This window comes from Limnospira indica PCC 8005 (assembly GCF_000973065.1).
Taxonomy (GTDB): domain Bacteria; phylum Cyanobacteriota; class Cyanobacteriia; order Cyanobacteriales; family Microcoleaceae; genus Limnospira; species Limnospira fusiformis.
Map to the genome: position 1 here is coordinate 3162079 of NZ_FO818640.1, position 15232 is coordinate 3177310.

The 15232-nt window shown below is 43.5% G+C and carries 13 protein-coding genes; 10 read left to right on the forward strand and 3 right to left on the reverse strand.

Annotation, left to right across the window (positions count from 1 at the left end):
• Positions 1-50 precede the first annotated feature (50 nt).
• Entirely contained in the window at positions 51-2111 is a 2061-nt protein-coding gene (gene recJ, locus XZ46_RS13785; RefSeq protein WP_008051256.1) for a single-stranded-DNA-specific exonuclease RecJ, read from the forward strand.
• A gap of 178 nt (positions 2112-2289) precedes the next feature.
• Positions 2290-4392 (forward strand): M3 family metallopeptidase, encoded by a 2103-nt coding sequence (locus XZ46_RS13790; RefSeq protein ID WP_008051257.1) that lies wholly within the window; start codon positions 2290-2292, stop codon positions 4390-4392.
• A 67-nt stretch (positions 4393-4459) separates the two neighbouring features.
• Here XZ46_RS13790 and XZ46_RS13795 read toward each other — a convergent pair whose 3' ends face one another.
• Positions 4460-5098 carry a pentapeptide repeat-containing protein gene (locus XZ46_RS13795; RefSeq protein WP_008051258.1) on the reverse strand — a complete coding sequence of 213 codons (639 nt, stop codon included), beginning with the start codon at positions 5096-5098 and terminating at the stop codon, positions 4460-4462.
• A 318-nt stretch (positions 5099-5416) separates the two neighbouring features.
• Between XZ46_RS13795 and XZ46_RS13800 the strand changes: the two genes are divergently transcribed.
• The 7 genes from XZ46_RS13800 to XZ46_RS13830 all read left to right on the forward strand — a co-directional run bounded on the left by XZ46_RS13800 (position 5417) and on the right by XZ46_RS13830 (position 10660).
• The gene (locus XZ46_RS13800; RefSeq protein WP_008051259.1) at positions 5417-6031 is read left to right on the forward strand and encodes a lysophospholipid acyltransferase family protein; all 615 of its coding nucleotides are present in this window, start codon (positions 5417-5419) and stop codon (positions 6029-6031) included.
• Between the two features lie 19 nt (positions 6032-6050).
• On the forward strand, positions 6051-6989 hold the full coding sequence (locus XZ46_RS13805) for an Rpn family recombination-promoting nuclease/putative transposase (RefSeq protein WP_006670195.1): 939 nt from the start codon (positions 6051-6053) through the stop codon (positions 6987-6989).
• 34 nt (positions 6990-7023) lie between these two features.
• Complete coding sequence (locus tag XZ46_RS13810; RefSeq protein ID WP_008051260.1) at positions 7024-7482, forward strand: DUF4351 domain-containing protein; 459 nt, start codon at positions 7024-7026, stop codon at positions 7480-7482.
• 151 nt (positions 7483-7633) lie between these two features.
• Positions 7634-8584, forward strand: a complete 951-nt coding sequence (locus XZ46_RS13815) for an Rpn family recombination-promoting nuclease/putative transposase (RefSeq protein WP_008051261.1) — start codon at positions 7634-7636, stop codon at positions 8582-8584.
• Between the two features lie 34 nt (positions 8585-8618).
• Positions 8619-9101, forward strand: coding sequence for a DUF4351 domain-containing protein (locus XZ46_RS13820; protein WP_008051262.1), 483 nt, complete (start codon positions 8619-8621; stop codon positions 9099-9101).
• 151 nt (positions 9102-9252) lie between these two features.
• Positions 9253-10155 carry an Rpn family recombination-promoting nuclease/putative transposase gene (locus XZ46_RS13825; RefSeq protein WP_008051264.1) on the forward strand — a complete coding sequence of 301 codons (903 nt, stop codon included), beginning with the start codon at positions 9253-9255 and terminating at the stop codon, positions 10153-10155.
• 34 nt (positions 10156-10189) lie between these two features.
• Positions 10190-10660: a DUF4351 domain-containing protein gene (locus XZ46_RS13830; protein WP_008051266.1), complete on the forward strand. Its 471-nt coding sequence runs from the start codon at positions 10190-10192 to the stop codon at positions 10658-10660.
• A gap of 58 nt (positions 10661-10718) precedes the next feature.
• On the opposite strand, the gene XZ46_RS13835 is transcribed toward XZ46_RS13830, so the two are convergent.
• Positions 10719-13337 carry a M1 family metallopeptidase gene (locus XZ46_RS13835; protein WP_035760173.1) on the reverse strand — a complete coding sequence of 873 codons (2619 nt, stop codon included), beginning with the start codon at positions 13335-13337 and terminating at the stop codon, positions 10719-10721.
• 273 nt (positions 13338-13610) lie between these two features.
• On the opposite strand from XZ46_RS13835, the gene XZ46_RS13840 reads away from it, so the two are divergent.
• Positions 13611-14798, forward strand: coding sequence for a pyridoxal phosphate-dependent aminotransferase (locus tag XZ46_RS13840; protein WP_006625311.1), 1188 nt, complete (start codon positions 13611-13613; stop codon positions 14796-14798).
• Between the two features lie 34 nt (positions 14799-14832).
• Here XZ46_RS13840 and XZ46_RS13845 read toward each other — a convergent pair whose 3' ends face one another.
• Positions 14833-15135, reverse strand: coding sequence for an acylphosphatase (locus XZ46_RS13845; protein ID WP_006625310.1), 303 nt, complete (start codon positions 15133-15135; stop codon positions 14833-14835).
• Positions 15136-15232 lie beyond the last annotated feature (97 nt).

A 15232-nucleotide genomic window follows, 5' to 3' on the forward strand; every position in this document is an offset into this window, starting at 1 on the left:
TGATATAATTATTACGATCAAGGATGAAAACATTGGCAATTTGAGTCACCGTGGAAGACAAACCTCCCATCACCACAGAACCACTACTACCAAAACAGCGCTGGTATATTTTCCCAGAACGCCCCGAAATTGCCCAGAGTCTATCTGAAACCACCGGGGTTCACCCTATTATTGCCCAAATCCTGATCAACCGGGGAATCGAAACCAAAGAACAAGCCGAAGCCTTCCTTAACCCCCAATCCCAAACTCTCCCGGAACCTATGGAGGAGTTCCCCGACTTACCCAAAACTGTCCAATTGCTGCAAAATGCCATTGATAATCAACAAAAAATTGCCATCTGTGGGGACTATGATGCTGATGGGATGACCAGTACAGCGTTATTAATTAGAGCCATTTCTCAATTAGGCGCAGATATTACATCAGCAATTCCTAGTCGGATGCAAGAAGGCTATGGTATCAATAATCGCATTGTCGAGGAATTTCACGATCAGGGTATCTCCATAATTATCACTGTGGATAATGGTATTTCGGCGATCGCTCCGGTGGCTAGGGCGAAAGAATTGGGGCTAACTGTGATTATCACCGACCACCATGATCTGCCTCCCCAACTCCCTAACGCTGATGCTATTCTCAATCCCAAATTACTGCCCAAAACTTCCCCCTATTATGGCTTGGCTGGAGTTGGTGTCGCTTATATATTAGCCCTATCCTTAGCGAAACTTAGAGGAGAATGGGAGAGTTTGCGCTGGCAGTTATTGGAACTATTTACCCTAGGGACTATAGCTGATATGGCTCCCTTAAATGGAGTGAATCGCCGTTGGGTTAAACGGGGGTTAAAAATTCTTCCGGAGTCTAAAATTGCGGGAGTCCAAGCATTAATTCAAATAGCAGGATTGGCTAACCAACAGCCTAATTTAACTAATTCTACTACTTCGATGAAACCAGAAGATATCGGCTTTCGCCTCGGACCTCGGATTAATGCGATCGGACGCATTGGACATCCCCAGGTGGTGATTGAACTGTTAACTACTGACCACATGGGAACCGCGTTAGAACAGGCGAAAGAGTGCGAAGAAACTAACCTACTACGGAAACAGCTTTGTGCGGATATTGAACAGGAAGCTATTGCTTGGTATGAAAATAGTAATATTAACCTTGAACAAGAACGGGTTTTAGTTCCCTGTCAAAAAAAATGGCATCATGGAGTTATTGGAATTGTGGCTTCCCGACTGGTGGAACGCTACGGAGTTCCGGTATTTATTTGTACTTATGAAGACGAGGAAAATCTGCGGGGTTCGGCGCGGGGGATTCCAGAATTTCATGTGTTTGAAGCACTGCAATTTTGTCAAGATCTCCTCGGTAAATTTGGCGGACATAAAGCGGCTGGTGGCTTTTCTTTACCGGCGGCTAATTTGCCTAAGTTTAAACAGCGCTTGAGTGAATTTGCTCATCAATGTCTGCAAGTAGAACATCTCCGACCTTTAATTAATGTTGATGTGAGCATAAATTTGAGAGATATTAACTATAAATTATATGACCAAATTGATAAAATACAACCCTGTGGGATTGCCAATAGTGAGCCAGTTTTTTGGACTCCTAAGCTGCGAATTGTCCATCAAAAAATAGTCGGCAAAAGTCATATTAAACTAACTTTATCTCAAGATTTACCACCGGAAATCACCATGGCTGTTTTACCTACTATATCTGCGATCGCCTGGCGGTGGGCTGATTATTTCCCCCTCCCTTCCCCCCTGGATTTTGCTTATAAATTACGGAAAAATACCTGGAATAATCAAACGGCGATCGAGTTAGAAATTGTGGGTGTGCGACTTCCAGAAACCTTTGTTCCTCTACATCGCCGCCTAGCTGAATTTAATTATTGCGATCGGACTTACAAGTGTAATATTACTCCTATTGGAGACAACTGGGAATTAAGAATTCGTAACCAAAAGGGAGAGGTTCTAGCTATTCAACCTGGACAAAAAACCGGGTTATTAGGAATTAGTCGATCCGAAGCCAAAACTGTTGATATTTCTCACCCCTTTTTTATGAAATTAATCGAAGCCGCCCAAGCCGCCCTGGGTGTAAAATTACCCTTTTTGAACAATTAACCACCTCAAATCAAGGAATCCTGTAGGGTCGGGTTCCACTGTCAATTAAATTCACCACCACCAACATTACTCAACTCGCCCCACCCAACCAGATAGTTAATTATCAGTTGATAACTATTCAAGCAGAGATTATATTATTATGCTATACCAAAAGTAGCGATAGCATTGATGTCAATTGATGAATCATAACACTATGACCCAGAATCCACTTTTAATCGGAAAAGGACTTCCCCCCTTTGCAGATATTACTACAGATAATGTAGTCCCAGGAATCACCCAACTTTTAGAGGAACTAGAAACCACCCTTAGTAAATTAGAAGAAAACGCCGAACCCACCTGGTCAGGATTAGTTGAACCTCTCCAGGAACTCCAAGAACGTCTGGTTTGGAGTTGGGGTATAATTAATCATCTGATGGGTGTTAAAAATAGCCCAGAACTGCGAGAAGCCCATCAAACAGTACAGCCCCAAGTGGTTCAATTTATCAACCGTCTGAACCAAAGCCAACCCCTATACAAGGCATTTAAAGCGTTAGCAGATTCACCCGATTGGGAATCCCTAGAACCTGCTCAAAAACGGATTGTAGAAGCCACCATTAGAGATGCGGAATTATCTGGGGTAGGATTAACCGGAGAAATATGCGATCGCTTTAACGCTATTCAACTAGAATTAGCCGAACTAGCTACCCAATTTTCTAACCAAGTTCTTGACGCAACCAAAGCCTTTAGCCTCACCCTAACCACCCCAGAAGAAATAGACGGCTTACCCCCCAGCTTACTCAGTCTAGCAGCCCAAGCAGCCAGAGAAGCCGGAGAAGAAAACGCCACCCCAGAAAACGGACCCTGGCGAATTACCCTAGACTTTCCCAGTGTTGGACCGTTTCTTAAATATAGCACCCGCCGAGATTTACGCGAAACCGTATATCGCGCTTATATCAGTCGCGCCTCCGAGGGAGAACTCAACAATTTTCCCTTAATTGAACGCATTTTAAAACTGCGTAAAGAGAAAGCAGAAATTCTCGGTTTTTCCAGTTACGCAGAACTGAGTTTAGCCAGTAAAATGGCTCCCGATGTCGCCGCCGTTGAACAACTCCTAGAAGAACTGCGAACAGTTAGCTATGACGCAGGAGTTCAGGAATTTGAAGAACTCAAAGTCTATGCTAAATCCCAAGGGGAAACAGGCGACCTGAAACATTGGGATATTAGCTTTTGGTCGGAACGCCAAAGGTCAGACAAATTTTCCTATACAGATGAAGAACTGCGCCCCTATTTTCCCCTAAATCAAGTTCTGGATGGCTTGTTTGGACTGGTGCAGCGTATCTTTAATATTACCATTACGCCCGCTGATGGTTTGGCCCCAATTTGGCATCCTGATGTCCGCTATTTTCAAGTAGCTGATGAACATAAAAATGCGATCGCCTATTTTTACCTAGACCCCTACAGTCGTCCCGCCGAAAAACGAGGCGGCGCTTGGATGGCTGACTGCATTAACCGCGCCAAAATCATCGAAGATGGTATCACTAAAATTCGCCTTCCCGTCGCCTATTTACAATGCAATCAGACCCCACCTGTAGACGGAAAACCGAGTTTAATGACCTTCTCCGAGGTAGAAACCCTATTCCACGAATTTGGTCATGGTTTACAACATATGCTGACCACCGTGGATTATCCTGGCGCATCTGGTATTAATAATGTAGAGTGGGATGCTGTGGAATTACCCAGCCAATTTATGGAAAACTGGTGTTATGATCGCTCTACATTATTTGGGATGGCTAAACATTACGAAACCGGGGAAACTCTCCCAGAACACTATTACCAAAAAATACTTGCCTCCCGCAATTATATGAGTGGTACAGCCATGTTACGACAAATTCATTTTTCCTTGGTCGATTTGGAATTACACCACCGTTACCAACCCGGAGGTAAAGAAACTGTCAATGATGTGCGTCAACGTCTTGCTGCTGAAACCACCGTTTTACCACCTCTTTCAGAAGACGCATTTTTATGTAGTTTCGGTCATATTTTTGCCGGAGGATATGCCGCCGGATATTACAGCTACAAATGGGCGGAAGTTCTCAGCGCCGACGCTTTTGCCGCCTTTGAGGAAGCTGGATTAGATAATGATTCCGCCGTGGTTTCTATTGGGGAAAAATTCCGCCATACCGTATTAGCCCTAGGCGGCAGTTTGCACCCTATGGAGGTGTTTAAATCTTTCCGAGGACGAGAACCTAGTACCAAACCATTACTGATTCATTCGGGGTTAGTTCCAGCTCTTAGAGCTTAGTCTCAGGGAAAATTGGTGCGTCAGATACCTATGACGCACCTCCCGAACAACTGAACACTAACAATATCTATAGGGCTGTATTTTCCTGGTAAATAGACCCATCTGGCATAATTGTCCCCTCTAAAATAACACCCCGCACATTAGCATTAACTAAATTAGCCCCTTCCAAGTTAGCATGACTCAGATTAGTAGGTTTTTGAAATTCTCGGAAAGAAAAACTATGCAGGTCAGCTTCCCTCAAATTACTATCAGCTAAGTTAGCATATTCTAAGTTAGCACTTTGTAAACTAGCCTGCTGTAAATCAGCACCAATTAGGTTAGCACCCCAGAGTATAGCTTCGATTAAATTAGCACTTTGTAGATAAGCGCCCTGTAAATTAGCTAAGGTTAAATTAGCTTTTAATAGTTCCGAATCATTGAGATTAGCACTCATCAAATTAGCATGATTTAGGTCAGCTTCAAAAAGTTTGGCTCCCTGTAAATTAGCTCCCTGTAATTTGGCTCCACCTAGTCGCGCTTTCTGTAATATAGCATTTTGTAAATTGGCTCCTTGTAAATTTGCCCTAGTTAGGTTAGCGCCAGTTAGATCAAGTTCTCGGAGATCAGCACCCTGTAGATCACACACTTTCCACAAAAATGAGACACAGATATTTTGTTTAAGTAAGCGATCGCGATCGGATAAATTGGCAGCATTAACCGGGGTCATCAATCCCCAGCCAAGTGCAATACAGAGTACAATCGATATTGCCAATTTGAGCATTTTAATTAATTATCCTTCCCATTAAATAGCTCATCACATTTTATGATAACCTTTATATGTATAACATAACCGGAAGTGCGATCGCCAGAATTATCATAATTATTAATAAACTCAGAGGGGTTATGATTAAGGAAAGCTAAATTTCAGGTGTCTATACTAATGTCAAACCAAACATCCCCTAGTTCCAACTCTTCAAACTCCTTTGAATCCGAGGTTTCCCCATGGTTAACCCCCCTAACTTACTGGCTGATGGGTCGAATTTTCATGCCTCTATATTTTCAACAAATTGAAGTAGAGGGTCAAGAGTATATTCCACGGGAAGGACCGGTAATTTTAGCCCCCACCCACCGTTCGCGATGGGACCCCCTGATCTTAGGCTACGTTGCTGGAAGGTCAGTTACGGGGAGGGATTTGCGATACATGGTTTTATGGGAACAAACCCAAGGACTCCAGGGGTGGTTTGTCAAAAAGTTGGGAGGATTTCCCGTTAATCGCGAAAATCCAGGAACCGCCAGCATTAGATATAGTGTCGAACTTCTCCAAAATCAGGAAATGTTGGTACTGTTTCCAGAGGGACATATTTTTCAAGATAATCAAATTCACCCGATTAAATCAGGTGTAGCCAGAATTGCACTACAAGCGATCGCCAATCAACCCGATTTCAAGTTACCAATTATTCCCATCGCCATTTGTTATGATCGACAACCTCCCATTTCTAAAGGAACGCGGGTTAAGGTAAACATTGGCGCTCCCATTCCGGTTGACACAGAAGATGGTGAGTCAAAAAAAACAGCCACCAAAAGGATTACAGCTAATTTAGAACAGGCTTTAAAAATACTCTTTTCTGACTCCTTACAGACTCCCCACAACCGCCCGTAGATTGGGGTATAATACTAATATGTTTGACAATGTTTGCAAGTTCCTGGCTGAGACGTTTCCGGCGGATTTAGCCCAGTGGTTATTGGGAGAACCCATTCCCCTGACTGAACTCAGCCCGTCGGAACTTTCCCTAGAGCCAATTCGGGCTGATAGTCTCATCTTGCTGAAATCAGAGGGAGTCATCCTGCATCTGGAATTTCAGACCCAACCGGACCCAACTATTCCGTTTAGGATGTTAGATTATTGGGTGCGGGTCTATCGTCGGTTCCCAGAATGCTCCATGCAGCAAGTGGTAATTTATTTAAGGGAAAGTTCCTCAGATTTAGTCTACCAAACCCAGCTAGAAATAGCTCAAACTCGCCATCAATTTCAGGTAATTAGACTCTGGGAAGAATCCGTAGATACGTTTATAAATGTGCCGGGATTATTACCTTTTGCGGTACTAGCTCAAACGGGCGATCGCCAAAAGTTATTAGAGCAGGTAGCAGCTAAAATTGATGCGATCGCAGACCGGAGAACCCAAAATAACGTGGCAGCATCCACAGCGATTCTGGCGGGTTTGGTCTTAGACAAAGTGTTGATTAAACGATTGTTGAGGCAAGAAATTATGCAAGAATCAGTAATTTATCAAGACATTTGGGAAGAAGCCCTTGAAAAAGGATTACAACAAGGTTTAGAAGAAGGATTACAACAGGGATTACAACAGGGATTACAACAGGGATTACAACAGGGATTACAACAGGGATTACAACAAGGGGTAACTGAAGGTGAAAAGACCTTAATTGTCCGGCTGCTCAATAGGAGATTAGGCAGTTTGCCAGAAACGGTCATCGGTCAAATCAATCAGTTACCATTACCCGCATTAGAGGAGTTAGGAGAAGCATTACTAGACTTTTCTGAGATCAATGATTTGCGGGTATGGCTAGTCTCCAACTCGCCATCAATTTCAGGTAATTAGACTCTGGGAAGAATCCGTAGATACGTTTATAAATGTGCCGGGATTATTACCTTTTGCGGTACTAGCTCAAACGGGCGATCGCCAAAAGTTATTAGAGCAGGTAGCAGCTAAAATTGATGCGATCGCAGACCGGAGAACCCAAAATAACGTGGCAGCATCCACAGCGATTCTGGCGGGTTTGGTCTTAGACAAAGTGTTGATTAAACGATTGTTGAGGCAAGAAATTATGCAAGAATCAGTAATTTATCAAGACATTTGGGAAGAAGCCCTTGAAAAAGGATTACAACAGGGATTACAACAGGGGGTAACTGAAGGTGAAAAGACCTTAATTTTCCGGCTGCTCAATAGGAGATTAGGCAGTTTACCAGAAACGGTCATCGGTCAAATCAATCAGTTACCATTACCCGCATTAGAGGAGTTAGGAGAAGCATTACTAGACTTTTCGGAGATAGATGATTTGTTGGGATGGCTAGAAAGCCATCAGCCCGAATAAATATCAACCGGAATTTCCGCCTAGGGGTAATTTACTAATTACCCCAACATTATCAGGATTACAGCTAATTGAGAACAGGCTTTAAAAATACTCTTTTCTGACTCCTTACAGACTCCCCACAACCGCCCGTAGATTGGGGTATAATACTAATATGTTTGACAATGTTTGCAAGTTCCTGGCTGAGACGTTTCCGGCGGATTTAGCCCAGTGGTTATTGGGAGAACCCATTCCCCTGACTGAACTCAGCCCGTCGGAACTTTCCCTAGAGCCAATTCGGGCTGATAGTCTCATCTTGCTGAAATCAGAGGGAGTCATCCTGCATCTGGAATTTCAGACCCAACCGGACCCAACTATTCCGTTTAGGATGTTAGATTATTGGGTGCGGGTCTATCGTCGGTTCCCAGAATGCTCCATGCAGCAAGTGGTAATTTATTTAAGGGAAAGTTCCTCAGATTTAGTCTACCAAACCCAGCTAGAAATAGCTCAAACTCGCCATCAATTTCAGGTAATTAGACTCTGGGAAGAATCCGTAGATACGTTTATAAATGTGCCGGGATTATTACCTTTTGCGGTACTAGCTCAAACGGGCGATCGCCAAAAGTTATTAGAGCAGGTAGCAGCTAAAATTGATGCGATCGCAGACCGGAGAACCCAAAATAACGTGGCAGCATCCACAGCGATTCTGGCGGGTTTGGTCTTAGACAAAGTGTTGATTAAACGATTGTTGAGGCAAGAAATTATGCAAGAATCAGTAATTTATCAAGACATTTGGGAAGAAGCCCTTGAAAAAGGATTACAACAAGGTTTAGAAGAAGGATTACAACAGGGATTACAACAGGGATTACAACAGGGATTACAACAGGGATTACAACAGGGATTACAACAGGGATTACAACAAGGGGTAACTGAAGGTGAAAAGACCTTAATTGTCCGGCTGCTCAATAGGAGATTAGGCAGTTTGCCAGAAACGGTCATCGGTCAAATCAATCAGTTACCATTACCCGCATTAGAGGAGTTAGGAGAAGCATTACTAGACTTTTCTGAGATCAATGATTTGCGGGTATGGCTAGTCTCCAACTCGCCATCAATTTCAGGTAATTAGACTCTGGGAAGAATCCGTAGATACGTTTATAAATGTGCCGGGATTATTACCTTTTGCGGTACTAGCCAAAACGGGCGATCGCCAAAAGTTATTAGAGCAGGTAGCAGCTAAAATTGATGCGATCGCTGACCGGAGAACCCAAAATAACGTGGCAGCATCCACAGCGATTCTGGCGGGTTTGGTCTTAGAAAAAGTGTTGATTAAACGATTGTTGAGGCAAGAAATTATGCAAGAATCAGTAATTTATCAAGACATTTGGGAAGAAGCCCTTGAAAAAGGATTACAACAAGGTTTAGAAGAAGGATTACAACAGGGATTACAACAGGGGGTAACTGAAGGTGAAAAAAACTTAATTTTCCGGCTGCTCAATAGGAGATTAGGTAGTTTGCCAGAAACGGTCATCGGTCAAATCAATCAGTTACCATTACCCGCATTAGAGGATTTAGGAGAAGCATTACTAGACTTTTCGGAGATAGATGATTTGCTGGGATGGCTAGAAAGCCATCAGCCCGAATAAATATCAACCGGAATTTCCGCCTAGGGGTAATTTACTAATTACCCCAACATGATCAGGATTACAGCTAATTTAGAACAGGCTTTAAAAATACTCTTTTCTGACTCCTTACAGACTCCCCACAACCGCCCGTAGATTGGGGTATAATACTAATATGTTTGACAATGTTTGCAAGTTCCTGGCTGAAACGTTTCCGGCGGATTTAGCCCAGTGGTTATTGGGAGAACCCATTCCCCTGACTGAACTCAGCCCGTCGGAACTTTCCCTAGAGCCAATTCGGGCTGATAGTCTCATCTTGCTGAAATCAGAGGGAGTCATCCTGCATCTGGAATTTCAGACCCAACCGGACCCAACTATTCCGTTTAGGATGTTAGATTATTGGGTGCGGGTCTATCGTCGGTTCCCAGAATGCTCCATGCAGCAAGTGGTAATTTATTTAAGGGAAAGTTCCTCAGATTTAGTCTACCAAACCCAGCTAGAAATAGCTCAAACTCGCCATCAATTTCAGGTAATTAGACTCTGGGAAGAATCCGTAGATACGTTTATAAATGTGCCGGGATTATTACCTTTTGCGGTACTAGCTCAAACGGGCGATCGCCAAAAGTTATTAGAGCAGGTAGCAGCTAAAATTGATGCGATCGCAGACCGGAGAACCCAAAATAACGTGGCAGCATCCACAGCGATTCTGGCGGGTTTGGTCTTAGACAAAGTGTTGATTAAACGATTGTTGAGGCAAGAAATTATGCAAGAATCAGTAATTTATCAAGACATTTGGGAAGAAGCCCTTGAAAAAGGATTACAACAAGGTTTAGAAGAAGGATTACAACAGGGATTACAACAGGGATTACAACAAGGGGTAACTGAAGGTGAAAAGACCTTAATTGTCCGGCTGCTCAATAGGAGATTAGGCAGTTTGCCAGAAACGGTCATCGGTCAAATCAATCAGTTACCATTACCCGCATTAGAGGAGTTAGGAGAAGCATTACTAGACTTTTCTGAGATCAATGATTTGCGGGTATGGCTAGTCTCCAACTCGCCATCAATTTCAGGTAATTAGACTCTGGGAAGAATCCGTAGATACGTTTATAAATGTGCCGGGATTATTACCTTTTGCGGTACTAGCCAAAACGGGCGATCGCCAAAAGTTATTAGAGCAGGTAGCAGCTAAAATTGATGCGATCGCTGACCGGAGAACCCAAAATAACGTGGCAGCATCCACAGCGATTCTGGCGGGTTTGGTCTTAGACAAAGTGTTGATTAAACGATTGTTGAGGCAAGAAATTATGCAAGAATCAGTAATTTATCAAGACATTTGGGAAGAAGCCCTTGAAAAAGGATTACAACAGGGATTACAACAAGGATTACAACAAGGGGCAACTGAAGGTGAAAAGACCTTAATTGTCCGGCTGCTCAATAGGAGATTAGGCAGTTTACCAGAAACGGTCATCGGTCAAATCAATCAGTTACCATTACCCGCATTAGAGGAGTTAGGAGAAGCATTACTAGACTTTTCGGAGATAGATGATTTGCTGGGATGGCTACAAAGCCATCAGCACGAATAAATATCAACCAGAATTTACGCCTTGGGGTAATTTACTAATTACCCCAATATGATGCGGATTACTTAGTTTTAGCCTCTAAGTTTTCTAGGCGACTTCGTAGTTCTTGATTTTCCTTTTTGATTTTGTCCAGTTCCTCCCGTAACTGCTTAATAGCTTTGTCTGAACCCAGATTTTTTTGGACTTTTTGCACAGCCTCTTCCGCCCTGCGCCTGACCCGTCCATCCATGGTCTGTTCTGCTAGGTCATTCAAAACAGCGATCGCCTTGGGAGTTTCCATTTGGCTTAAAGCCATTACCACAGATATTTGAGTTAAGAAGAAATCTTCTTTAGCTAGTTCTTGAATCCGTTGCATAATACGTTCAAGATTGATGTTATTTTGACCTGTGGAAATGCGACCTAGACTAGAAATAGCATTTAAACGCAGGGCTTGAGGAACACCATTAGCGGTATATTTCAAAATCAGATTTAAAGCCATTTCCGAAGTTTTCATTTGACTCAAACCCAAAATCGCCCCAGACCGGACTACCTCATTCCAACCAGCCCTTTCTTGTAACACCATTTCTAACAAAGCGATCGCCTCAGCTTCTGTAGGTTCATCCTCGGTATTTCCCGCTGCTATTTTGGCGATCGCCTGTATAGCACTAGCCTCCACATAATAACTCGGATCACCATTTTCCACCAGAGGTTTAATCGCCTGATAACTTGCAGCCGTGTGAATTTCTGCCAAAGCATTAACCACCGCCCGCCGCACTCGTGGATTTTCATCTTTCAAGCCAGCCACCAAGCCATCAAAAGACTGATCCAGTTTAACCTTTACCAACTGTTTCGCCACTTCAACCCGGACTCCCCAGAAAGGTTCAGAAACCATCGCCTCACCCAAGGCTTTAGCCGATGCCAAATTCCCTTTTTTAGCCAAGGCTTGGGCGGCATAAATCCGGGAAATCGGGTCTGGGTCAAACTGAAGCTGTGCTTTTAACTCAGCTACTGGATAATCTAAAGTCACAGTTTTGAGCAAATTATTACCCACATCAAAACTGATAAAGTTAGGTTTCTCTTCCAAAGGAAAGTAAAAACTCTGTTCGCGATCGCTAACTTGTACAGTCACCGTTTTCAACTCCACTGGAGTCGATTTCTTTTTGGATTTACCCTTAGATTTTTTCGTGTAGCCAAAACCTATAGGTATTTTCAGATTAAACAAATTAGCCTCACTGAGTTTATCACTGTCTTTCGCCTGGGTTTGTTTAATAGTCACCTTCGCAATTTTGCTATCATTATCCCAGGAATAGGAAACCTTATATTTAGGATGTCCCCCACGATAGACATATTGATCAAACAAAAACAGCAAATTCCGTCCCGTTGCCTTTTCGATCGCCCTCAATAAATCCACCGTTTCCACAGTTTTATGGGCGTTATCCTGCACAAAAGTATGAATAGCTTTGGCAAATAACTCATCTCCCAATTCGGCGCGAATCATGTGATAAACACAAGCGCCTTTTTCATAAAGATGGCGATCATAAAGTTCAATCGCTTCTCGGTAAACGTGAGTTACAATCGGACGACTATAGCGGGAAGAATCCTCCGAAAAATAGCTACGGGCTTCATTTAATCGGTAATAAGCTGCCTCGTCCGCCCCATATTCATGTTCAGTCCAGAGTACCTCAGAATAAGTCGCCATTCCCTCCTTAATCCAAGCATGAGACCAATGGGCAATTACCACCAAATCACCAAACCATTGATGGGCGAGTTCATGGACTACCAAGCTTTCTGTATTGCGGTTATCTAGGGTAGCGCGTTCGTCCAACAAACAGCGATCGGTTAACAGAGTTGTCGAGGTATTTTCCATACCTCCAAAAATGAAATCATCAACACAGACTTGAGCATATTTCGGATAGGGATAATCATAGCCAAAAGTTTGAGAGAGAAACTCAATCATAGCTGGAGTTTTTCCCATACTCCGTAGAGCATCTTCCTGGCGATTTTTTTCGACATAATAAACCACCGGAATCTGATTATACTCCTCTTTGATTTCGGCAAATTTACCCACCGCTAACGCTATCAAATAACTGGGGTGAACCTGCTTTTGTAACCAATGATAAATTTGCTGATCGCCCTTAGTTTTGGTGGCGATTAATTCACCATTAGCGATCGCCAAAAAATCCTGGGGAACCCGGACTTTAATTTCTGAGGTGGCTAACTGTCCCGGATAGTCAAAGCAGGGAAACCAGAAACGGGAATCTTCATCTTCCCCTTGAGTCCAAACTTGAATCGGTTTATCAGGATAATCTGAATTTGGTCCGATAAAATATAGACCTCGTTGAGGATGATCAACAGTATAGTCGATCGCTATTTTCAGGGTTTGATTAACCTCTGTGGGTTGGTTCAGATGAACGTATAATTGCTGACCATCATGGTCAAAATCTACCTCATGCTTACCAATTTTAACTTGATTAATTTCCAGATCTACCGCATCGAGGGTGAGGGTATTAATACCACTGCGGATCGGATTTAGGGTAATAGTACAAGTTCCCTGAAAACTTTGGGCGGGAATATCCAAAACTAGGTCGAGAAAAATATGCTCAACCTGACCAGGGCGATCGGGGTTATAGTGAGGGCGTGCCCCTGGTAACTCGAAGGATTTAGAATCGTTGGTGTCTGAATCGAAATAGGAATACAACATTAATGAATCTATAGCTCGGAAGTCTAACATTTGATGGTTTACCTTTTTTGAGATCATGTCAACCGGACTTTATGCGATGACAGACTTATGGAACAATGAGACCTAGATTTTCAGCGCAACTGTAGTTCACATAGTTGACAAATAACGGGATCTGTGATAATAAACCCTGAATCAAATGAAAAAATGTCATCATTGCCCAACAATTAGGGTTGCAGACATTCATCACCCGCCGTAGAATCTCTAGTTTAAGACTACTAAAAAGAGTAATTTGATATGAAGCTGGCAGCCCGTGTAGAACAGGTTCCCCAATCTGTCACCCTAGCGATATCAGCCAAGGCCAAGGCCATGAAAGCCGAGGGACTCGACGTTCTCAACTTCAGCGTTGGTGAACCGGACTTTGACACACCCCAACACATAGTCGCTGCGGCTAAAAAGGCACTCGATGAAGGAAAGACACGGTACGGTCCAGCAGCGGGAGAGCCCAAACTGAGGGAATTAATCGCTCGCAGTCTGACTCAAGAGGTGGGTGTTAATTATAGCGCGGAAAATATAAATTATAGCGCCGAAAATATCATTGTCACCAATGGCGGGAAACATTCCCTGTCCGGGTTGATGATGGCGATCATCGAGGCTGGGGATGAAGTGATTATACCTTCCCCCTACTGGTTAAGCTACCCAGAAATGGTCAAACTAGCTGATGGCACTCCGGTCATTGTCCCCACCGATGCGACTACCGAGTATAAGATTACCCCAGAATTACTGCGACAAGCGATTACCCCGAAAACTAAACTATTTGTCCTTAACTCGCCGTCAAACCCGACGGGGATGGTTTACACCCCGGATGAACTGAAAGCGTTAGCGGAAGTGGTGGTGGAGTCGGGGATTCTGGTAGTCTCTGATGAGATTTACTCCCAAATTCTCTATGATGGGGCGCAACATCTGAGTATAGCGGCCGCTCACCCAGAAGTCCATAAACAGACGCTGATTAGTAGCGGTTTCGCTAAGTCCTTTGCTATGACTGGATGGCGTTTAGGTTATCTGGCTGGGGATAAAACTATTATTGGGGCGATGACCCGGATTCAAAGCCATAGTACATCTAATGTCTGCACGTTTGCTCAATATGGAGCGATCGCCGCTCTGGAAGGTTCCCTCGACTGTGTAGAAACAATGCGACAAGCCTTTGCAGAACGCCGACAGGTGATGTATGAACTACTGAACGCTATTCCCGGAATTAGCTGTGTTAAACCCTACGGCGCATTTTATATGTACGTCAATATCGGGAAAATCGGCTTAGGGTCGGTAGACTTCTGCAATGCCTTGTTAGAAGAAAAGCAAATGGCTACAGTTCCTGGCTTGGCTTTTGGAACAGATGATCACATTCGCCTATCCTACGCCACGAGTTTAAAAAATATTGAAACTGGACTCAAGCGCCTAGAAGCATTTGTTGAAAGTAGGATCTAATTTGATCTAGACCGCGCTAGGGATGATTTCGAGGCTAATGGTAGAGAATATCAAAGCTGTAGAGTCCTTCGGCTCGCTGATACTCTACCTTAACCTGTGTAGCTTGAGCGGAGGGAGGTCCTTGGTAACACCATTTAATCATGGCCTCGATTTGGGCTTGACTACCCTCAAAAACCGCCTCGACCCGACCATCGGGCAAATTTTTCACCCAGCCGTTAACTCCCTTTTGGGTGGCAACTTGGCGAGTATAGTATCGATAACCGACACCTTGCACCCGTCCAGAGATGAGTAAATGGGCGCGAAGGAGGTCGGGTTTTTCATGAGTTGTGTTAGACACGATTATAATCTGGTAACGTATTTAGATACTCTGGGGACACAGAGTTATTAGAAACTGGGTTGATTAGATGATTGCTCTATAACTTTACCAAAAATTG